12 protein-coding genes are annotated in these 22,381 nt (G+C 64.8%); 2 read left to right on the forward strand and 10 right to left on the reverse strand.

The window, feature by feature from the left end; translation table 11 throughout:
- Nucleotides 1–234: 234 nt before the first annotated feature.
- The 10 genes from JFX23_RS03070 to JFX23_RS03115 all read right to left on the reverse strand — a co-directional run bounded on the left by JFX23_RS03070 (nucleotide 235) and on the right by JFX23_RS03115 (nucleotide 19,033).
- Entirely contained in the window at nucleotides 235–864 is a 630-nt protein-coding gene (locus JFX23_RS03070; protein WP_198775662.1) for a biotin transporter BioY, read from the reverse strand.
- A 186-nt stretch (nucleotides 865–1,050) separates the two neighbouring features.
- A complete protein-coding gene (locus JFX23_RS03075; RefSeq protein ID WP_198775663.1) occupies nucleotides 1,051–1,704 on the reverse strand; it encodes a holo-ACP synthase in 654 nt (217 codons plus the stop codon).
- On the reverse strand, nucleotides 1,701–10,877 hold the full coding sequence (locus JFX23_RS03080; protein WP_198775664.1) for a type I polyketide synthase: 9,177 nt from the start codon (nucleotides 10,875–10,877) through the stop codon (nucleotides 1,701–1,703). Before JFX23_RS03080 ends, JFX23_RS03075 begins: the two co-directional genes overlap by 4 nt.
- Nucleotides 10,878–10,929: 52 nt before the next feature.
- Nucleotides 10,930–12,525, reverse strand: a complete 1,596-nt coding sequence (locus JFX23_RS03085) for an acyl-CoA carboxylase subunit beta (RefSeq protein ID WP_198775688.1) — start codon at nucleotides 12,523–12,525, stop codon at nucleotides 10,930–10,932.
- Between the two features lie 143 nt (nucleotides 12,526–12,668).
- Entirely contained in the window at nucleotides 12,669–14,600 is a 1,932-nt protein-coding gene (locus JFX23_RS03090) for an ATP-binding protein (RefSeq protein ID WP_198775665.1), read from the reverse strand.
- The gene (locus JFX23_RS03095) at nucleotides 14,597–15,352 is read right to left on the reverse strand and encodes a biotin--[acetyl-CoA-carboxylase] ligase (RefSeq protein WP_198775666.1); all 756 of its coding nucleotides are present in this window, start codon (nucleotides 15,350–15,352) and stop codon (nucleotides 14,597–14,599) included. The genes JFX23_RS03090 and JFX23_RS03095 overlap by 4 nt, the downstream gene beginning before the upstream one ends.
- 308 nt (nucleotides 15,353–15,660) lie before the next feature.
- On the reverse strand, nucleotides 15,661–16,404 hold the full coding sequence (locus JFX23_RS03100) for a hypothetical protein (protein WP_332874665.1): 744 nt from the start codon (nucleotides 16,402–16,404) through the stop codon (nucleotides 15,661–15,663).
- Between the two features lie 143 nt (nucleotides 16,405–16,547).
- The gene (locus JFX23_RS03105) at nucleotides 16,548–17,609 is read right to left on the reverse strand and encodes a DNA adenine methylase (RefSeq protein ID WP_198775668.1); all 1,062 of its coding nucleotides are present in this window, start codon (nucleotides 17,607–17,609) and stop codon (nucleotides 16,548–16,550) included.
- A gap of 113 nt (nucleotides 17,610–17,722) precedes the next feature.
- Entirely contained in the window at nucleotides 17,723–18,514 is a 792-nt protein-coding gene (locus tag JFX23_RS03110) for a TetR/AcrR family transcriptional regulator (protein ID WP_198775669.1), read from the reverse strand.
- A 6-nt stretch (nucleotides 18,515–18,520) separates the two neighbouring features.
- The gene (locus JFX23_RS03115; RefSeq protein WP_198775670.1) at nucleotides 18,521–19,033 is read right to left on the reverse strand and encodes a molybdopterin-binding protein; all 513 of its coding nucleotides are present in this window, start codon (nucleotides 19,031–19,033) and stop codon (nucleotides 18,521–18,523) included.
- Between the two features lie 283 nt (nucleotides 19,034–19,316).
- Between JFX23_RS03115 and modA the strand changes: the two genes are divergently transcribed.
- A complete protein-coding gene (gene modA / locus JFX23_RS03120; RefSeq protein ID WP_198775671.1) occupies nucleotides 19,317–20,120 on the forward strand; it encodes a molybdate ABC transporter substrate-binding protein in 804 nt (267 codons plus the stop codon).
- Nucleotides 20,117–22,195 (forward strand): molybdate ABC transporter permease subunit, encoded by a 2,079-nt coding sequence (modB, locus tag JFX23_RS03125; RefSeq protein ID WP_198775672.1) that lies wholly within the window; start codon nucleotides 20,117–20,119, stop codon nucleotides 22,193–22,195. The genes modA and modB overlap by 4 nt, the downstream gene beginning before the upstream one ends.
- Nucleotides 22,196–22,381: the final 186 nt, after the last annotated feature.

Raw genomic sequence — 22,381 nt, forward strand, 5'->3', positions numbered from 1 at the left:
CTTTTTGCGCGTTCAATCCCCCTGAATTCCTCAATTTTCACGGAATGTGAGATTCGTCAATACTTTCATTGAGCCTCCACCTTAAGAAAAAGGGGACTTTCGGACTATGAGTGCTCCAATCCGGCTCAATCCGTGAACGCACTTCGCCGAATCTGTGGATGCACTCCCCTCGAGAGCGTTGACTGAGGTGCACTCCTACGAGAAAAGCAAAAACCGTGGAGTCTTCGACGATTCTCAGCCTTGAGTCGATTCGCAAGCCGAGTCGCGCGCGCCAAGAATCTTCCACGTTCCGGTGAGGATCATCGAAGCGAGGACCCATTTCACGACTCCGCCCGGGATGAAGGGGAAGAATCCCGCTGAAAGGGTTGCCCATAGGCTCAAAGCGGTGCCCTTGACGAGAAAGAGGGTCATCCACATCCACGGCACGCCCACGAGGAAGGGGATTGTGGAGGCAAGTCCGAAGGCTCCGAGGGAGGCCAGAGGGGAACGGTCCCAGCGGCGCTCAGCGAGTCGACCGATGAGCCACGCCGTCGGGATGAAACCGAGGATGAAACCGAAAGAGGGCATGAGCAGGTAGGCGGGGCCTGCGCCGAAGGAGGAGAACCAGGGGACGCCTGCAAGACCAAGAGTCGCGTACAGCGTCATGGCGCTAGCTCCTCGACGCGAACCGAGGATCGCCCCTGCGAGCATGACACCAAGAGTCTGACCGGTGATCGGCACAGGCCACATGGGAATCGACACTTGTGCGAGAAGGCCAACGCCAAGGGCCGCAGTCCCTACGAGCGCAGCATCGCGCGAAAGGGAGCGGACAGAAAAGAGGCGGTCGGCGAGGACGGGGGTGGGAGTCAGAGATGGAATCGACATTGGAACAGGCCTTTCAAAGGGGGACGAACAAGGGGTGATGGACGGGAAAGAAAGAGGTGTGGTGGACGAGGGAACGAATGCACAGGGCAGAGCGGTGCGTGTATCCCTTTCATCGATCAAGCCTCGACCAAGCGCAGTGAGCGAATGACACACAATCTGCGCAAGCCGAATGAAGAATCAATGAAATCAAGACGATGGAGAAAGATCTTCAAGCCCCAGCGGATCTGCCAATGCGAGGACCTGAACGAAAGCAAGGGCAAAACCGCCCTCGTGTGAAAGGGACACGGACCACTCAAGATCGGCCCGAAGCTCGGCAGACAAATCAGCGAGCGCGCAGGCGATATCGCCGCTGAAACGCAGGCGCGGGCGGCGATGACGGTCGTGAACCACCTCGATCTGCGACCACTTCACCTCCTCTTCGGGCACAACCGGGGGATTAGGGGCGATGAGCGAGGACCAGGCTTTGATCATTGCCTCCTTCGCCGCCCAACGGGCTCCAAGAGATTCAAGGGCGCGAGGGCCGGGCCTGCTGGGGGCCTGAGATCCCGCATGGAGCTCAATACTGCGAGCACCATTCACGGGGACCGAAGAGCCTCTCAAGGGGCCCGAGGCGCCCAGCGCCACGCCTGAGGAACTCCCCCCTGCGCCCGAGCCACCCCCGAGCGCGCCCGAAGTACCTGCAGGCGCCTCGGTGTCGAGCCCAAGGCAATACGCCCACTCGCGGTCGGTGAACACGCGGGCGAACACGGTGCCCGGAGCCTCTAGGCGTTCGGCGATCGCGGGGACCGGAGTGAGATCCACCCCGGTCCCCTGGCCGAGGATGAGGCGCGCAGCCCTCACGCCCGCGTCCCGTACACGCCCGAAGCGCCCAGACGCGCATCCGGGTCGAGCAGGAGCGCCTCTTCGACCGCATGGGCCTGAGACTCGGGGAGCCTGCGCCCCTCAATGGGCTCGAAGAGGGGCTCGCGCCCGATCATCGCCCCTTCGAGTCGCGCACGACCCTCCCGAAGACGCCTACTCGCAGCCTCACGCCAAGCTGCGGCCGCGTCCTCGCCCCGCTCAGCGGCGAGCCTCGTCTCAAAAGCACTCGGATGGGCGAGCGCGACAAGGGCGGAGACATGCCCGAATCCGAGGGAGGTGAGGACCCCCGCGCGGACCGGCGTCGCCTCAAGGTTCAAAGGCGTGCGCAGCCACACGAGAGGCGCGAACTTGCGCATCTGCGGATCGAGGCAGTCGAGCGCAGCATTTCCGGGGATCTGCTGGTCGCGGAACACCTCCGTCAAACCGGCCGTCTGGAACAGCGCCGCGCCGCCCTTCGCATGACCCGTGATGGTCTTCTGACTGATGACATGCAGCGGGTTGCCCGGGGTTCGGCCCAGGGCCCGCGACAGGGTCGCGTGAAGCTCCGCCTCATTCGGGTCGTTGGCCTTCGTGGAGGTGTCGTGCTTCGACACGACGGCCACATCATCGGCGCTCAAGCCCAGGCGCGCCAGAGCCCTCGCATAGCCCGAGTCGACGCCGCCGCGCGCGGCCGCCATCGCGCCAATCCCCGGAGCGGGAATCGAAGTGTGCGCCCCATCGGCGAATGAACGCGCATAGGCGATCACGCCGAGGACCGGAAGCCCCATGTCGGCGGCAATGGATGCCCTCGTCAAAAGGACGGTACCGCCGCCCGCCGCCTCGAGGAAGCCCGCCCGACGACGGTCTCCCGCCCTCGAGAAACGACGAGGAGAAATGCCGCGCGCATACAGGGCCGCAGACTCGGCGGTCGCGTTCATATCGCCAAAGCCCGTGAGGGACTCGACGCCGATATCGTCAATACCGCCGGCGACCACGAAATCAGACTTGCCGAGCGCGATCTTGTCACAAGCCTCCTCAATGGAGACCGCCGCGGTCGCGCAAGCGCCGACCGGGTGGATCATCTGCCCGTAGCCGCCGATGTAGGACTGCATCGTGTGCGCGGCGACAACATTCGGCAGGGCCTCCTGGAGGATGTCCTGAGGGCGATCCTCCCCGAGGAAACGGGAGAGGAACACCTTGCGCAGTGATTCCATGCCGCCAATCCCAGTGCCCTGAGTGGAGGACACATCCGCCGGGTGAACGGCCTGGAGGAGCTCCATCGGGGTGAAGCCCGCAGACACGAAAGCATCAACGGCGGTCACGAGGTTCCACACGGCGATCCGATCGAGGGCCTCGATCATGGACGCGGGGATCCCCCACTTCGCCGGATCGAAGTCCGCGGGGATCTGGCCCGCAACCGAACGGGTGAGGGTCGCGCGGCGCGGCACCCGGATCGCGGAGCCCGCGAGCTTGCGGACCTTCCACTCCCCGGAGGACTCATCGTGCATAACCTTCGTCCGGGCCGGGTCGGCGGCAAAGTAAGCCTGCGCGTCCTCTTGGGAATCGACCGTGAACTCCTGATCGCTCGCGAGGAAAACAGTCGCCGCATCATCGGAGCCGCCCTCAATGAGGAATCCATCATCGTCGAGGGGCCGGATGCCGCAGCGGGCGACGACCTCGTCGTGGAAGCGCTTGTACACCGCTGCCTCCTCGACGGGCTTGTCCTCGGAGTCGTACCAGCCCGGTGCGGGCGAGTCCGCCCAGTGCACGAGGCCCATCATCCAGGCGAGTTCGAGGACGCCCGCGGCGCTCAGCTCCACATCGGCGCTGGAGTGCTCGGCCTCGTGGCGCGTGCGCCCTGAACCCCAAGCGGACACTTCGCCGACGCCGACGATGACGATCTGCTCATCAAGGCCGGCCTCGACCTCGTTCCACTCGAGTCGATCTGCGAGGACGGGAGTCACAAGGTTCGGCAGGGCGGAGAGTGTCGCCTTCGCATCCTTCGAGGCGGGAGCTAAGTTCGCTGCTGCTCGTGCGCGTTCAGCGGCGAGCGCCGGAAGATCCAGACCCGCATCGGACAGGCCGCCCGTCAGATCCATATCCACCGGGGCGAGCGCAGCTTCCTCGCGGGTCTTGTGGCTCAGGAGCTCCACCAGGCTCGTCGCGATCTCCTCGCTCGTGTACACGTGCACTCCCGCAGCTTCGGCTGCGGGGACGAGCAGATCATTGCCGCCCATGAGGGTCGTGCCCTTTACCCAGCCGATGCGCGGGTGAGCGAGGGTGACGCGTTCGGGCCAGCCGCGCTCATTCGACCACTTCGTGCAGATCGTGTCGAAGGAGGCCTTCGCCTCCGCGTAGGCGCCGTCCCCGCCGAAGATTCCACGGTTCGGGGAGCCCGGCAGGAGGACGTGGAGACGATGATCGATCGCCGTCGAAGCGTCGAGGGTCGCGAGTTTCGCGATCGTGCGCTCCACCGACCACAAGAGGAGGCGCTCCTGCGCCATCGCCCCATGCGGGTCTGAGCCCAGAGTTCCCGACACGGGGGGAGCGGCGAAGGGGATGAGCAGAGTCGGCAGGAGAGCCGGCTTCACGAGGGTCGAGCTCGCACCCGAGGTCTCCGAATAGTCCGAGCTGATCCACTCGGTGAGGGCGTCGATATCACGCAGGGACGCCATATTCGCGGGCACGAGCCACAGCTTCGCGCCGATCGACGCATGAGCGCGGTACAGCTCCTTGGCGAAGGCGAGGCGCGCATCGTTGATCCGAGAGGACGTCATGATGACGCTCGCCCCACCGGCGAGGAGCCTTTCAACAACGGCCGCGGCGATCGACTTCGGAGCGGCACCGGTCACGAGGGCGATATCGCCCGCGAACTCGTCATCGGCCTCTTCGAGGGCGGCCTGCGCGATCCTCTCGAAGGCGAGTCGCTTGTCGCCCTCGGCGTGCTTCGCGTACCAATTCGCCAAATCGGCAAGATCGGAGCCTCCGGCGCGGAAAGCGTGAAGACTCAAAGCGCACACGTCGAATTCACCGGCAGCGGCCCTGGCGAGGTCCTCGCGGGCAAGAGCCCAACGGTCATCGAAAAGGACTGCGCGCTCAGGAGTGAAAGCGGGACGCACCGAGTCGAGCCAGCGGACACCGAGCTCTGTGTCCACGGCGGCCGCGAGAGCAGAGAGGTCTTCGCCTGCACTAGGAGCTTCAGCCTCTTCGTGTCCGAGTGCCGCGAGGAGGGAACGCGCCTGGGTGGCGAGGAGCCCATCGGAGCCGAGGATCCTTTCCGTCAGGGCGGTGAGCGCCGCAGAGTCCACGAGCTCACCCGAAGCGCCTCCAGCGGCGCCTGGAGCGGCGATCGCAATGCCGAGCGCAGAGGCCTCGGCCCCCACGGCCGCATCGACGAGGGCGTCGACCTCGGAAGCTGAAGCCGGGGCTGCGGGCAGTGAGGCGAGAGCGCCTCCGCGCACGGAATCACCTTCACGAGTGTCAAGGAGGATGCGCGCGTTCACACGCTGCGCCCACCCCTGGCCGAGCTGCCAGTGGCCGGTCACGCGCTTGGAAACATGCGCGGCCTTGAGGCCCGCGCCGCCGAGCAACACGCGGAGCCTGGAGGAGATCGCTTCACTGAGGACAGGGCCGAAGGCGGCGTAGGTCGGTGCCGCCTGATCGATTGAGGCCATGAGGGCGCTCATCGGGGCTTCTGCTCCGCCCTCGATCGAGGGGATCGACAATTCCGCGGCCATGTCCATGAGGAGCTGGTTGCGCTTCGAGGACACGCCATTCGTCAAAGAGTCGATCGTGTCGGAGGCGTCGATCTGCTCGACGCGGATCTTCGTTCCGTGCGCGAGGAGGATCTTCACAGCCTCGGATGCGCTGAGCGGCATATCCGGGACCTGAGCGGCATCCACGGCGCCAGCGGTGGGAGCCTCCGCTTTCGTTTCAAGAGCCGCGCCCGGTGCTGCAGGAGCGGGCGCCTCGGCCGTGGCGGGCGCCGAAGGGGCGCAGGAGGCTTCGGCAGAAGAATCCGGCGCCGACGCCTCGCTTGCGGGCGCCGGGGCCTCGGCGTCCACGGGGGCCGACACCGTGTCGGTGGCGAGGATCCTCGCCGAATCGCGCTCCAAGTTGAAGACCTCGACCGTACGGCCCGCGTAGGCGGGCATCGACAAAGTCTTCGAGGCGAGATTCGCGAGCGTCGGGGCGGTGCCCAAACCGATCTCGATGATGCGCTCCACGCCGAGACGACCCGCGTTGAGCAGAAGATCTTGGGTTTCGATCCAGCGGACCGGGGAGGCGAACTGCCAGGCGAGAAGCTCGACGAGGAGCGTGCGAGCAGTCCGCGCCCGATCGGCTCGTGCACCCTCCCAGTCGGCCAGGAGGGCCTGGACGGACTCGGAGGGGACGACCTCGAGGATCGACTCCGCGAACTCGCGACTCACCTCGAAGGGACGGGCCACGAGGTTCGGGATGTAGCGGCCCTCGAGCGCCTCAAGGTCCACGTCCTCGGGGATGAGGGCCTCCAAACGCTCACGGAAGGGAGCAACTCCTGCGCGCAGCTTGATCGAATGGAAGGGGACGTCAATGCCGGGGATCAGCATGAAGGGACGACGACCGCCGAACTCGGCGGCGCGCTCATCCGCATCGGCGGCCAGAGCATCCAGGCCCGCGATCGTGCCGGCGATGGCGTACTGCGAACCCGCCAGGTTGTAGTTGACGATCTGGAGGAACTCGCCCGTCTTCTCCGCCACGGATTCGACGTAGGCGCGCACGCCCTCGTCGGTGACGCCGAACTGGTTCGGACGCAGCGCGCCCATCCGGTAGTTCGAACGCCCCTGAGCGTCGCGTTCGACGAGATTGTGCATCGCGGATCCGCGCTGGTAGACGATCTCGAGGACTTTCTCGAAGGGGAAGATTTCCGCACAAGCGGCGAGAGCGTTGTACTCGCCCAAAGAGTGGCCCGCATAGTAGGAGCCCTCCACGAACGCCCCCTGAGCCTCCAGATCGGCGGTCTGCGCGTAGGCGAGGGTCGCGAGGGCAACCTGGGTGAACTGCGTGAGGTTGAGAACGCCCTCGGGGTGGCGCAGCACCTGTGATCCAATGCGGATCTGCGTCGGATTATCGGCCACGATCGCGCGGATCGAGAAGCCGAGGCGCTCGCGGGTCGCCCGATCGGCGCGCTCCCAGACTTCGCGGATCGCAGGGGTCATCGACTCCATCCCCATGCCCTGACGCTGAATCCCCTGGCCGGGGTACACGTAGGCGCTTGCTGGAGCCTTAACGAGTGCGGTGCCGATCGACACGACATCGCCGTTCACGCGGCAGGTCGCCTCCAGGAGGAGACGCCCGCCGGCCCGGCCGACGCGCTCAATGGTGATCTCGACGCGGTCGCGCAGGTTCACCATGCCGTGCATCTGATACGACCAGGCTTCGATCTCGAGGTGCGGAGTCGGGATTGAGCGGATCACAGAGTCGCGGGCGGGAGCATCAAGAGGACTCGCCCCCTCGGCCTCGATGAGGTGCTGGGCGCAGGCCGAAAGCCACATGCCGTGCACGAGGGGAGCGGAAAGACCAGAGAGCCCGGCCGCAGCGGCGGAAGTGTGGATCGGGTTGAAGTCGCCGGACACATTCGCGAAGGCCGTCATATCGGCTGGCGCGATGATAGTGGCGCGGCGGATGAAGGAACGCGGAGTGTCCGCAAGCCCGATGTCCGAAGAAATCGAAGGAGCGCCCGAGGGCGGCTGGGTCGAGGCGACTCGGCCGCGGATTGCGAAGCGCTCAGTGAGGCGGGCGAAGCGGACGCCTTCGAAGAAGAGTTCGAGTTCGACACGCACGACACGGCCCGCGGAGGACTCCGAGAGTTCGGCGCAGCGTCCCTCGACTTCGATGCGCGAGCCTGGCGCGGGAAGTTCGGCGTCGAAGCGGATCGTGTGGTCGAGGTGGACCGCGTTGACGAGGCCCTCAATGACGGGCACGCCGTCGTGGATCGCGGAGCCGAGCGCAGTGTAGATCGCGGGCCAGCAGGGGCCGACGAGTGCATCGGGGACGATCTGGGTGAGTTCGGCGCGAAGGGCCGCGCCGGTGACGGCTCCGTGCGCGGGCCCCAGGTCGGCGCTCAGGGTGAAGGAATCACGGACGAGGCCGAATCCCTCACCGGCTTCGACGGCGGGCATGGCGTCGATGCGGTCGCCGTTTACGGTCACGGTGCCAACGCCCGCGGCACCGGCGAGAAGGTCGTAGGCGCTGATGGATAGGCGCTCCATATCGACGACGGGCACGCCGCCCGTGCGGCACGCCTCGGAGGTGAGGATCGGGATGTCGATGCGACGCACTGCGTGTGGGGCTTCTTCTCCCAGCCCGTCCCATGCGGTCTCACAGGTGACTTCGATGCTTGCCAGGCCCTTGTCGTCAACGCTGATCGTGGTCTGCACGGGCATCGTCTTCGCGGGATTCGCAACGAGGGTGCCCGCCCACTGGATGAAGGGGACTTCGCGCACGAAGGACTCCAGGTCCGCGGCATCGTGGAAGCGCGACCACACTTCGGTCTCGGGGGCCCCGGCCTCGGCGAGGGCGTCGACGAGAGCGTTTTCGAAGCGGCCGAAGAGTTCGCCGATGGGCTCGTCGACGCGGGTGATGCCCGCGACGGAGCGGGGCCCGGGGATGATGCGGACCGAGTCCGCGTCGAAACGCGGGTCCTGGGCCTGCCAGAGGGTGTCGGTGCCCCACCAGCGCGCCAGGTCCGCGTCCAATGCGGGAACGAAAGGCATGGGCTTGTGGTGTTTGCGGCACAACGAGGGGAACCACTCGGCATCGGAGGGGGCGACCGTGGCGCTCAGGGCCTGCGGGTAGGCCTCGAGGAGGCGCTCCAGGGCGGCCGGGGCATCTTCGATCGCGTCCACGTCCGCGAAAAGGGTCTCGAATTCGCCGTGATCGAGGGGCGAGAGGCGGGCTTCGATGCGGTGGAAAAGGTCGAGGACGCGGTCAGCCCAGGTCCAATCCGCGTAGGGGAAAGACAATTCGACGACTCGGCTCGCCCACTGGGCGTAGGTCATGTCCTCGAGATCGCCGAAGTAGGGTTTCGCGGTCTTCGCGAGGGCGCCGATCACCTCGTCTCGACGTGCCTCGATCTTTTCGAGGTCGCCGCCGAGCTCGTGGATCAGGCGGGAGGCGGCAGCTGAGGAGTTCTCGATCTCGTGCATGTCCGCATCAAGGTGCGACACGCCGGAGGTCATGCCGCCGCGGACCTTGCCGCGCCCGACCCAGCCGTCGCCGTCCACGCCGGGGGTTTCAACGAGGAGGCGCTTGACCTGCGGGGAGGTGCGCGCTTCGAGGGTTGCCATTGCGGCGGTGCCGACGAGGACCGCGTCGACCGGCATGAGCGGGCGGCCGTGCGCGCGAGACCATTCGCCCGTGATGTAGGAGACCGCGTCCTCGGGGCGGCCGATGCCGCCGCCGACGGCGAGAACAACATTCGGGGTCGCGCGGATCTGCGCGTAGGTCGCGAGGAGGAGGTCGTCGAGGTTCTCCCAGGAGTGGTGTCCTCCCGAGTGGCCGTCCTCAACTTGGAGGATGAGTTGAACCTCGGGGTTCTCCTCGGCGATGTTGAGGGCCTGGTGGATCTGCTCGACCGTACCCGGCTTCAAACACAGGTATTCGAAGCCGTCGGCGCGAAGCTGGGCGATGAGTTCACGGGCCTCTTCGGCTTCGGGGATGCCCGCCGCGATTGTGACCGCGTCGATCGGAGAGCCCGCGCGGCGAGCCTTCGGGACGATCTTCGTGACGCCGAACTGGAGGTTCCACATGAAACGGTCGAAGAACATCGTGTTGAAGCCCGCAGTGCGGCCCGGCTCGAGAAGTGCCTCCAGGCCCGTGCGGTTCTCAGTGAAGACCTCTTCGGAGTACTGGCCGCCTCCGGCCATCTCCGCCCAGTGCCCCGCGTTCGCGGCGGCCGCGACGATCTCAGGGGAGACGGTCGTCGGAGTCATTCCGGGAAGGAGGATCGGGGACTTGCCGGTGAGACGGGTGAAGGCGGTGTCGACGAGGCGGCGCCCATCGGGCAGGCGCACGAGGCGCGGTGCGAAGGACTCCCAGCTGACGGGCTCGTCCAGGTGAGAGCCGGGAACGTCGAGGGCCGTGCGTGCGGCGCGCGTCGAAGCGTCGACGACCTGCGCACTCGTGCCTGCGAGCAGGGGCGCGCTGAGGCGACCGACCATCGCAGTGGGGCCCAGGTCGAGGAGGACTCGGGTGCCTCTTTCGAGGAGGGCACTGATTTCGCCGGCCCAATCTCCCGGGTGGACGAGGATGCGGGCGGCGAGATCATGGGCCGCAGCGGCATCGATCGTCTTGCCCGCCGCGTTGATGCGCTCCACCCACTCGTCAACGAGGGCGAGGGCCGGGTTGAGGAGTTCGGAGTGGAAGGGGGCCGCGACGGGCAGGGCATCGAAGGAGAGGCTCAGGGGCGAACCCCCGTGGAGACGCTCCTCCAGCTCTTCATTCTTCGCGGCCGCGCTCTTCTCGAGGGCCTGGCGTGCTTCGTCGAGGGCCTTCGGCAGGCCGGAGAGGACGAGAGCGTCGGGGCCGTTGACGACGGCGACCGAGACATCGTCAATCTTCTCGATCAGTGAGGAGACGAGCGTGGAATCCAAGCCCCGGACGGCGAGCATCGGGGTCGTGGAACGACGCGGCGTCGCCCCGATCCTGCGGGACACTTTCTGCGCTGCGGAGCCAATGAGCACCGCGAGGGCGATGACCTCGTGGCTCGCCTGCTCGTCCTCGTCAATGAAGGCTGTCGCAAGCCTGGCGCCGAGGAGGCCCTGGGAGTGGCCGAGGATCGCCTGGGGCCGGTGTTCGTGAAGATCGAGGCCCGCGGCGTCCAGGTCAATGAGGGCCCCGAGCTGGGCGAGGAGGATGCCGGGGCCGGACACTGCCGGATCGGAATCGGACTCCGAGTCCGTCGAGCCTCCTGCAAGGATCTCGCCGAGACGATCGGAGGCGCCGGGGGCGGCGCTGAGCAGCTCGAGGGCGATGGGGGAGAGGAGCTTCGTGGCCGAGTCGAAGGCCATGCGGATCTGTTCGCCCTGGTGGGGCAGGGCGAGGGATTCGTCGAGGGCGCGTCGCCAGGCCGAGCCCTGTCCTCCGAAGAGGAGCACGTAGCGGGGGTCGAGGCTGTTGAGAATCGAAGTCATCGAGAAGTCCGTTCCTTGAGGATCGTGGGAGTGAGTGGTCGAGGGGCGCCCGTCACATTGGCGCGTTGTCGTGGATTCGGGGGGAGTTGATGTTGCGCCGCTTGCGGGCGAGGACTCGAAGCGAGCGCGAGATCGCTTCTCGGGTCCGTCCGGGTTCGATGAGGCCGTCGAGTTGGCCCCCGTGCAGGGAGAGGTTCGGGTTGACCGCGGTCTGCTCGTAGAGGCGCTGATAGTGGGCGCGCTGCTCGGCGACGTCGCGGCCTTGCGCTCCGGCCTCGGCGAGCTGGCGGCGGAACACGATGTCGACCGCGCCCTCGGAACCCATGACTGCGATCTGCGAGGCCGGCCAGGAGAAGTTGACGTCCGCGCCGAGCGACTTGGAGCCCATGACGATGTAGGCGCCTCCGAATGCCTTACGGATGATGACCGTCACGAGGGGGACGGTCGCGTTCGCATAGGCGGTGATGAGTTTTGCGCCTCGGCGGATGATTCCGGCTCGCTCCTGTTCAGAGCCGGGACGGTAGCCGGGCACATCGACGAGGGTGACGACCGGCAGGCCGAAGGCGTCGCAGAACTGGACGAACCTGGCGGCCTTCTCGGAGGCGTCCACGTCGAGGGTGCCCGCATCGGCGAGGGGCTGGGAGGCGACGACTCCGGCGGGGCGGCCTTCGAAGCTTGCGAAGCCGATGAGGACCGAGGGCGCGAAAAGGGGCTGCACCTCCAAGAACTCCTCGTTATCGGCGATCGCCTCAATGACCTCCACCATGTCGTAGGCCTGCTTGGGGGATTCGGGAACGAGCTCTCCGACGCGCCTTGCATTCTGGGGTTCGCTCAGCGCCGGATCGTAGGCGAAAAGCGGTGGCTCCTCTTCGCAATTCGAGGGGAAGTAGGACAGGAGGGTCCTGGCGTAGTCCAGGGCTTCCTCCTCGTCCTCGGCGAGGAAGTGGGCGACCCCGGAGATGGAGTTATGCAGGTCGCCGCCTCCGAGATCTTCTGCGGCGATCTCCTCACCCGTCGCGGCCTTCACGACCGAGGGGCCCGTGACGAACATGTAGGAGGATTTGCGCGTCATGATGATGAAGTCCGTAAGCGCGGGCCCGTAAACGGCGCCCCCGGCGCAGGGGCCGAGGATCACGGAGATCTGCGGGACGACCCCTGAGCATTCGCTCGTCTTTTTGAAGATCCGCCCGTATTGGGCGAGGGCGGTTACGCCCTCTTGGATGCGGGCACCGCCTGAGTCGAGGAGGGCGATGATTGGGATGCGCAGGGAGAGCGCGCGGTCCATGAGGTGGAGGATCTTGTCGCCCTCCACTTCGCCGAGTGTTCCGCCCATGATGGAGAAGTCTTGGGCGTAGACGGCGACTGGTCGGCCGTCGATACTGCCTAGGCCGGTGATGACGGCGGAGCCGAGTGAACCCTTCGTCATGTCTCCGCCTGCGAAGCGGTTGAGTTCGGCGAAGCTGTTCTCGTCGAGGAGCTCGGCGATGCGCTCCCGGGCGGTTCGACGCCCGTGGGGGTGTTGGCGCGAGCGTGCGCGTTCTTCTGCGGCGTCGACGATCTCGCGGTTGCGTTCGATGAAGTTTTGCCTCGACACGGCGACCGTTTCGGGGGCGCTGTCCGATGCGGGGGCCTGGAGGGGGTGAAGCATAGGGGTCTGGGCGACCTGGGCGGTCTGGGCGTCCTGGGGGGCGCTTGCCTGGGCGGCTGTGTCCACAGTGGCCTCGACTGGCTTATCTGTCGCCTGGGTGGGCTCATCCGCCGGGGAGCTGTTCGATGCGGGAATCTCGGGGCTCATTGCGCCTCCTCGATGGGGTTGATGGAGACCATGAGGTCTCCTGCTTTCACGGTGTCCCCGGGCTTGACGTGAATGTCGACGATCTGTCCGGCCTCATGGGCGAGGATCGGTTTTTCCATCTTCATGGACTCGAGGACGAGGACGAGGTCGCCTGCTGCGACTTTCTGGCCGGGCAAGGCGAGGACGCGCACGACGGTCGCCTGGATCGGGGCGCGAAGGGAGGGGCCCGATGCGGTGTGGGCTTGGGCTTTTCGGGCGCCGCGGCCCCGCAGGAGTTGGCGCCTCGTGGGCTGTTCGCCTGAGTCCGCAGTGGCCGTGCCTCTGGGGCCTGCGAAGAATCCGCTCGGCACTTTGAGGACCGCGCGGCGACCATCGATCTCGATCGTGAAGGACTGCATTTCCTCGACCGGAACTTCGCCTCTGTCGCTGCGCGTCCCGGGTTCTTGGCAGAGCCCTTCTTTCACTTCGTCGAGGATGCGCAGGTCCTCGAACCACTTCGTGTACACGGCGAAGTCGCTTCTCGTCTTCGGCCAGCGCTTCCAATGCGCGGGCGCGTCCTCGTCTTGAGAGGAGGCGGAGCTATTCGTGCCCTTCGCGCGCGGAGAGTCGGGTCCGCAGAAGTCGGGGTGGGTGAGGATGTGTGTGAGCATCGGCGCGCTGGTCGGCAGGCCCTCGACTGTGAATTCGTCGATCGCCCGCAGTAGGCGGGCCAGGGCGAGGGAACGGTTCGGGCCGGTGACGATGAGTTTCGCGATGAGGGAGTCGTAGTCCGAACCGATCGAGTCTCCTGTACGCACGAAGGAATCGACGCGCACCCCGGGGCCGCCGGGCCAGGTGATTGAACGGATCCTCCCGGTCGCGGGCATAAGATCATCCGCCGGGTTCTCAGAGGTGATGCGCACTTCGATGGAATGGCCGCGCGAGTGGGTCGGCTCGGACAAGGGTTGGCCAGAAGCGATGCGGAGCTGTTCGGCGACGAGGTCGAGGCCGCTGACCTCTTCGGAGACGGTGTGTTCAACTTGGAGGCGAGGATTCACTTCGAGGAAGTAGATATGCGAATCGGCGGAGACGAGGAACTCGCAGGTGCCGACGCCCGTGTAGTCGATCGCTTCGAAGAGGGCGCGAGAGTAGTTCTCGAGGGCTTCTTCCACGCCGACGGGAAGGTGGGGCGCGGGAGCCTCTTCGATGATTTTCTGGTTGCGCCGCTGGACCGAGCAGTCCCGCGTCGAGACGACGCGGAAGTTGAGGTGAGTGTCTCTGGCGCACTGGGTTTCCACATGGCGGGCCCCAAGGACCATCTTCTCCAGGAAGCATTCCTTCAACGCGGAGTCTTCGAGCCCTTGGAAATGCCTGCGGACATCCTCGTCGTTGTCGAAGCGGGTGATCCCGCGCCCGCCGCCCGCGTCCGCGCGTTTGATGAGGACGGGGTAGCCGTGGCGTCGGGCGAATTGAAGGGTCGCGCCGAGTCCTTCTGAAACCTTCGCCGGGAGGGGCCCTCCGGGGATCACGGGGACTTTCGAGGAGGCGGCGATTGAGCGGGCGGAGATCTTGTTGCCCAGGGCTCGAATCGCGCTGGCCTTCGGGCCGACCCAGGTCAGGCCCGCTTTGTGGACTGCGGAGGCGAATTCGGGGTCTTCGGAGAGGAAGCCGTAGCCGGGGTGGATGGCGTCCGCGCCGGTCTTCTTCGCGGCTTGGAGGATCGCGTTGGCCGAGAGGTAGGTGTCCGCCGGGGCGCTGCCGCCCAGGGCGTAGGCCTCGTCTGCGAGGTCGCAGGCTTGAGAGCGCATGTCCTGGTCCGAGTACACGGCGACTGTGGTGATGCCGAGTTCGCGTACGGTGCGGATGACTCTGACCGCGACTTCGCCGCGGTTCGCGATGAGGAGCTTGTGGATCGGCTTGGGACCCCTACGGGTACGGAAGATGCTCATGCGCGTTCTCCTTGACGGGCTGTGGGAAGGTCGACGTCGCCGACGCTGAGGCTGAAGGATTGTCCGGACTCGTCGACTGCTTCGAGCGCCCCGTCTTCGCTGATGCCGATGGGCGTGAGGGTGCGCGCCTCGGAGCCGGGCAGGCGGACGCTCGTCGTTTCACCGAGTCCGTGCAGGTGGGAGAGGTAGTCGGAGCGCCATTCGCTCTGAGTCTGCGCGAGTCGCCTGTCGAGGGCGGCGAGGATGTGCGCGAGAAGGGATTCGCGGACGGTGGATGCGGATTCGCCTTCTTCCAGGGGGATTGCGCCCGCAATGGGGCCCGCCCCTTCGGGAACAATGCCGATGTTCACTCCAATGCCCACGCCGACTCGGTGGTGTGCGGCGATGGTGTCGATGTGTTCGCACAGGATCCCGCAGACTTTGCGCCCCTCAAGGAGGACGTCATTGGGCCATTTGAGGCCAGGGGTGAGGCCGCGGGCTTCGAGGGTGTCGCACACGGCGAGGCCTGCGAGGAGTGTCGCCCAGGGAAGATCCGCATCATTGACGCGAATGAGGGTGGCGAGCAGGAGGGAGGAGCCTGAATCGTCGAGCCATTCGCGTCCGCTGCGTCCGCGTCCGGCGTTCTGGTGCTCAGCGAGGACGCTCGTGAAATCCGGCATAGCGGTGTCCTCGCGGGCTGCTCTGGCCAGCTCGCTCAGCGCGGAGTCGACGCATGTGAAGCGTCGGATTTCGGGCGAGGATCCACTGCTCATGACTCTCAGCGTGCTCAAGCGTGAGCGTGGATGCGAATACGTTCGTGTATATTCGGCGAAATCTTGCTGAAAAGTCGTGGTTTTTCACCACTCGCGCAGGGGGTGGTGTTCATCCTTGCAAGCTGGCGGAAGACGCGGCTTCTCTTCGTAGAATCCCGTGCGACAGGGGCTACGCGGGTTTCCTCTGTGAAGGGGCTGGTGTCCTCTTCGGAGGGCCTGCGCCCGTCTTCGGAAAGCCTGCGCCCGGGCGCTCGCAGGACCGGATTGAGTGGACCCGAGCCTGAGAGCGCGTGGTTCGGGTCGGGGATTCAGTTGCCCGAGGCCTCGAGGCCGCGGGGGCAACGCTTGATCATGCGGATTCTTGCGTAATCGTCGAGGTCCTGGCAAAACTCCTCGAGGGTGTTCATCGTGAAAAGCCCATCTATTTCGCCGCTCTCCCACAGTGACCAGATCCGACGGAGATCCGCTAAACGGCCCTTCCATCCGATGCCGTCAACGACGGCAAGCACGATCTGATTGCCTGTTCGGGCATCCGCCATTTCTTCGATTTCACGCACAGCATCAGTGAGCTTGGATCCTGTGGAGTCGAAAGCTTTTGCAGCAACAGCGATGACACAGCCGCGTCCGCCACCGGGGACTGCGAGATCGGCTGGGGCGCTGCGACCAGTTCTCCCCTCGAAACGGGTGCGCACCTCGTAGGGAAGAGACAGATCCCCTGCAATGGCTTCGATCTGGTCTTCGACTCTGCGCCCGGACTCACCGGCCTGGACGGCGGAATGCCTCGTTGTCGCCCTGGCGTTGAGAATATCGGCGAAGGTATACGTTCTTCTGAGTTGGCTGTTGACAAGCCTGATGAGATCGAAATCCTGATCAAAGGAATCGACCAGCTCCTTCGGCTTTTCGCGCGCGACTTTGGAAGGGGATCCCACGCCGAACCAATGCCGGACCTGATTCTTCAGTTTCTCTCTGCTCAGCCCGACAATGAGAGCAAGGATGCCCGCATCATTCGGGTGGGTGTGGATCCACTGACTGAGAGAATCCCGATCGATCACGGGCAATTCTTCAAGGGAAGCGACTGCCGCCGCGATCTGGGTGCTCTGGGCAGTGGCGTGCGTTGGGTCCGACCAGCTGGAAAGCCGACTGAGTGACGAGACATATGTGTCGAAGGGGATGGGGTCCACTGTCGTTCTTCCCTTCAATCGCCGATGAGGATGTACTCGACGGCCTCACGCCGGTTGGCGTTCTGGTGGGTTCCCATGTGATACCGGTGGGGGATCGTTAAAACCTCCGGCTTGGAGCCTTTCGTGTCCGTCATGATGCTGATGAGTGTGCGGAGATCAGGTACGGCGTTCGACCCGTAGGACAGAACGAGTGTCGAATCGGAGAACTGGTCGAAAAGCTCGGCAAGAGCAGCGGTGATTGTCAGTTTGGAGCCGAATGCCGTCGGACGCTTCTCGAGTTTGTGGGTTCGAGTGTTCTCCATGATCGCGGCGGTTCCGTTCTGCCAGTAGTCAGACAGTCCTTCGAGGAACCAATAGCGCTTGATGTAGTCGTTGTCATCCCTGGGGGGAGCGTAAGGGGGATCGAGGTAGACGACATCCGCATGTCCAGCTGCGCTCAGGGCGTCGCTTTGGAATGAATGACAGGGGCGTGCTGAGAAAACGGCGCGATTCCAGTCATGAGCGCAGGTGATGAACTGTTCGCGCAAGGGGGTGTGGAGTTGGGGGCGTCCATCGTCATAGCGGAGGCCGGTGACTGTGAAGATGCCTCGCGGCTGCTTTCGTGCTGCCGCAAGAACCAGGGCCGAGATCGCCAAGTCTTTCTTCGCAGAGGGCAGGCAATCGATGTGGGACCAGGCGGAGTCGAGGAAGCGCAGATCTTCGGAGGTGAAGAAACGACCCTCGTATGTGCGAGAGATGAAGTCTCTTCGATCGCGGTTGACTCCCGAGGAGATCATTGTGATCTCCTGATCGGAAAGAGTGTCGTTCTGATTGACGCATGCTGCGCTTGTGAGGGTGACGGGGAAATGCAAGTAGTCGCTTGAAGTCACTGAGTAGCCCAGCGATTTCAGCAAGTAGGAGACGACGCCCGAGCCGGAGAAGGGGTCGATTGCAGTCGAGGCATTGAGCTGGGTGAAAACATCCGCAAGAGCGGGAAGAAGCCGATACTTCGACCCCATGTATCGCAGTCGTGGGTATAGGGAAACCTGCTCAAGGGGATCGATGCCCGAGTCGATCCTGAGTGCTGCTTCCGTCATGGGCTCTACTGTACGTGTCGGCATGTGCAAGTGAGGACGCCGACCTGGGGGGCACTGTCGGTTTCGTGGGCTTTCTGCTCAGTCGCAGGCCCGTGTTTCCCGCGTGTTGGTATTCACCGCTCCTGCCTGGGACGAGAGGAGGCGTAGAGGAGATGGAGGACGGTTTCGAGGATTTCCCGAGCCCCTGAATTTCGGGAGGAGTCCTCGCCCTCGCTCCGCAGCCCCTGGGAGAGCTCCACGTTCTGAGCCGAGGCCTGAACATGGTGAAGGGACGAGGCCGGAATCGAATCGGCTGGTGAAGAAGCGAACTTCGTCGTCCTTTCTTGGAGTCTGAGCGCGCGCATCGACTCGCGCCACGCCGCAACACCCGAAGCCCTCATGACGACGCCGATGACCGAATGCGTCAAAGCGCGAAGCGGATGGGTGAGTTCACGTCCTGCGGCCTGAAGGATCCACTCGAGTGAGCGCCCCAACTCGTCAACGAATTCAAGGTTGATGTCGAGGAAGCGCTCCGCCCACTCGGGGTCCCGGATCGAGCGGAGGAGAAGCTCAGTGTGCAGTAGGTGCAGCTCGCGGTTCGTGCCGATCGCATCAAGCGCCTCGAAGAGGAGATTCTCGATGAGGAGCTCGCCGGAGGCCTCGACCCCGTCCTCCTCGACGAAGGAGGAACTCGAGGCCCAATGATCGATCGTGAGGCGAAGACGCTCGATGAGTCCGGTGTACTCGTCCTCGGCGAGCGCCGCCAAGAGGGAATCTTTCGACGCGAAATTCGAGTAGAAGGCGCCTCGCGTGAAGCCTGCCGTCTTGCAGATGTGCTCGAGGGAGGTCGCCTCCATCCCCTCTTCGATGATGATGTGACGGGTCGCCGCGATGAGCCGCTCTTGCGTGTCGATCCGGTTGCCCATTGGGGCTCAGCGCTCCTCGTCGAGCTGATGGTAGATCGCGGGAAGGAGGGGGATGAGAACTGCCAGGGTGTCGAGAGCCCCGCCTTTTGATCCGGGTGAGGCGACGAGGAGAGCGCCGGAGGAGTCGCGGGCCGTCACGCCGACGACCTCGCGGGACAGGCCCGAGAGGGGGGTGGATTTCAGCCCGTGGGATCGGATCTGCTCTGCGATGCCGGGGATTTCGACCTCGATGAGTTCCCGGACGACTTCGGGAGCGACATTTCCGACTCCGAAGCCTGAACCGCCCAGGACGAGGACGAGGCGCGCGCCGGAGGCGAGGGCGGAGCGGATCTCGGAGTAGAGGGCCTCGCGCTGTTCGGGAACCACCGTCGTGGTGGTGTCCGTGATTCCGGCGGCTTCAAGGGCTTGTGCGCAGGCGGGGGTGGCGTGATCCTCCTTCGAGCCGTTGAGGACCCTATCGGAGAAGACGATGAAGTGGGCGCGGAGGGAAGCTGTTTCGAGAGCTGCTGGCTGAGGCATGATGCGCTTCTTTCGGTTGAAAAAGAGGATCCTTAAAGGAGAAATGGTATCAATCGAGGAAGGGGCTGAGGGTGGGCTCCTGAGGTGGATGAGGAAGGGGATGGTGACATCAGAGGAATTGAGAGGGTGGGGAATCTATGAGGATAAGAAATGACTGAAATATGCTGTGACATGCGAAGAGTGTAAGGGGATTGGAGCGCTGCCTCAGCTCACTAGCACTTTGTTTTGCCGTCACCTAGAATAAAGCGGCCATCAACCCTTGATAAAGATGTGGAGTGAAACCATGCGACGTCTCCCCCTCCTTTCCGCACTCGCCGCATGCGGCCTCGCGCTCGCGGGCTGTGCGCAGTCGGGTTCGAACAATGCCGCCCTCGACCAGTCCGCTCCCGCAGCCGAATCGAAGGCTGAGGAGGTTGTCCTCAACGTCTTCGCCGCAGCCTCCCTCACCGAGACCTTCGGCGAACTCGAAAAGACCTTCGAAGCCGCCCACCCGAATGTCGATGTCGTCCTCAACCTCGCCGGCTCTCAGGACCTCGTTGCGCAAATGGCCGCCAATGGTGGTGCCGACGTCCTCGCGACCGCGAACGAGTCGACGATGGACAAGGCGAAAGAGCAGGATCTCGTCGCCGAGCCTTCGGTCTTCGCGAAGAACACCCTCACCCTCATCACCCCTCCGGGCAACCCTGCGGGCGTCACCGGCCTCGACTCCTCCCTCGACAATGTCAAGCTCGTGATCTGCGCCCCCGAGGTTCCCTGCGGCAAACTCACGGGCAAGCTCACCGCCGCTCTTGGCGTCGAACTCCACCCAGTCTCCGAAGAACAGGCCGTGACCGATGTGCGCGGCAAGGTCGCTTCGGGTGAAGCCGATGCGGGCATCGTCTACCGCACCGACGCTCTTGCCGAAGGCGCGAAGGTTGAGACCATCGACATCCAGGGCGCGGATCAGGCTGTGAACACCTACCCGATCGCAGTCGCAGCCAACACGACGCACAGCGAGCTCGCGCAGGAATGGGTTGACCTCGTCTTGTCCGCCGATGGACAGAAGGTCCTCTCCAACGCCGGATTTACCGCAGCCGCCGTTCGATGAGGAGGAAGAGCGCGCCAGTCATCTCTCCGATCCCCGCATGGATCGGGGGGCTCGGGGCACTCGCATTCGCTTACCTTGTTGTGCCCCTCGTCCTTATGGGAATGAGGGTTCCGTGGGGGCGTTTGCCTGAGCTTTTGACAACCGAGGCTGCCCTCGCGGCTCTTGCTCTGTCTGTGAAGACTGCGCTGGTCGCGCTCGCACTTGATCTCCTCTTCGGCGTCCCCGCCGCGATCCTCCTGTCGAGGACGTGGCGGGGCGTCGGCACGGCGAGGATTCTCGTCGCCCTGCCGCTGTCTTTGCCCCCGGTCGTCGCTGGCATGGCGCTCATCGCGGCTTTCGGGCGTCGCGGCCTCATTGGCTCTTTCCTCGAATCCTTCGGAGTGTCGATCGCCTTTTCCTGGGTCGCGGTCGTCATGGCGCAGGTATTCGTCTCCCTGCCCTTCCTCATCGTCACTCTTGAAGCGGCCCTGCGCACCCGACCTGAAGGGCTTGAGGAGATGGCCGCCTCTCTTGGGGCCTCTCCGACTCGTGTTCTCTTCTCTGTCACCCTCCCGCAGGTCGTACCCGGTCTTGCACGAGGTTCAGCGCTCGCACTCGCCCGATGTCTGGGCGAGTTCGGAGCGACCCTGACTTTTGCAGGCTCCCTCCAGGGTGTGACACGGACCCTGCCCCTCCAGATCTATCTCGCCCGCGAATCCGATACGGATCTCGCCCTCGCACTGGGGATGGTGCTCCTCTTCGCTGCGGCCCTCGTTGTGGGCGTGACGGAGACGATCGGAGTTCGTCGTCCCGCTCCGATCCCCTCAGAGGAGGACTCCCTCGACGCTGTGGGGGGTGACTGTGTGTTCGGCGGGTCTTCTGGCGCTCCCGCTTCAGCCTCCGCCTCTGCGATTGGCGAGGACGGGGCTCTGGCCCGACTTGACCCGCTTGAGGTTGCGGTGCGCGGACGGATCGCAGTGCGCGGCTGGGATGTCGATTGTGTTCTGCCCGCCGGGATGGTCACCGCTGTCATGGGTCCCAATGGTTCGGGCAAATCAACCCTCGCGGGCGTCATCTCAGGTTCGATCCTCCTCGACGAGGGCGAAGCCCGTATTGGTCGTACCCTCGTGAACGGGGAGGGTGTTTTCGTTCCGGCACGTAAACGCGCGGTCGCCCTCGTCAGTCAGCGTCCTTGCCTCTTCGGGTGGATGTCCGTGCTCGATAACGTGGCTTTCCCCCTTGTTGCGCGCCATGTCCCGAAGAAAGAAGCGAAGGCGGCGGCGCTCGAGCAGTTGCGCGCAGTCGGCCTTGAGGGCTTCGCCGATCGGCGCGCCGATGCTCTCTCCGGTGGACAGGCCGCGAGGGTTGCGATCGCGCGAGCCCTCGTGTTCGACCCGGATGTCCTCATCCTTGATGAGCCGACGGCCTCCCTCGATGTTGAGGCCTCCGCCCGCGTCGCCGCTGTCGTTGCTCGGCGCCTCGCGGGTGAGCGGATCACCGTTTTGCTCATTACTCATGACCTTGTGGAGACTCTCGCCCTCGCCTCGAGGCTCCTCGTCATTGAGGATGGCCGGATCGTTGAGTCTGGAGAGCCAGCGCGGATCGTCGCAGAGCCGACATCGCTTTTCGCTGCTCGCCTCGCGGGCCTCAATGTCGTCACGGGTGAGGCTCTCATCCCTGATCCTGCTTCTGGGATGGTGTCCGTGGATGTGAAAGCGGGCCTGCTCACCGCTTGTGCTGGCTGTGCTGAGGGGCTGGAATTGACGGGTGAGTGCTTCACTTCCACGAGAAGAGGGGCCCTGGAACTGAAAGGCATTGTCGAGGGTGCGCCGGTCGCTCTTCTGTTCTCCCCGGATGCTGTTGCCCTGTCACGTGAAGCAGTAGAGGGGTCGCCGCGCACGGTCCTAAGAGGTCAAGTCCTCTCCGTGGAGGACTCCAAGGGTGTGCTTTCCGTTCGGGTCGACCTTGATGGTGCTGCGATTATGGCGCGTCTGACGGCTGCGGCATGGGCTGAGCTCGCTTTGTCGATCGGTGATGAGGTCTGGTGCGCGATTAAGGCGATACAGGTGCGGGTGGTTCCCCTTTCCCGCTCCTGAGGCTGCTTTCCCGGTTCTGGATTCCTGCTGTTTCGGCGAGGAGGTGGATGATCGCTCAGGCCTGATGCCCCGCCCCTGCCGCTCAGCGCAGCTATGTCCCTCCCCGTTCAGCGCTCCCGTGTCTCTATCCTTCAGTGAGAGCAAGTCGGGCGGAGAGGCTGAGCACACACTTCAAGCCTCTGTGTC

It is taken from the genome of Schaalia cardiffensis (assembly GCF_016405145.1).
Classification (GTDB): Bacteria; Actinomycetota; Actinomycetes; order Actinomycetales; family Actinomycetaceae; genus Pauljensenia; species Pauljensenia cardiffensis.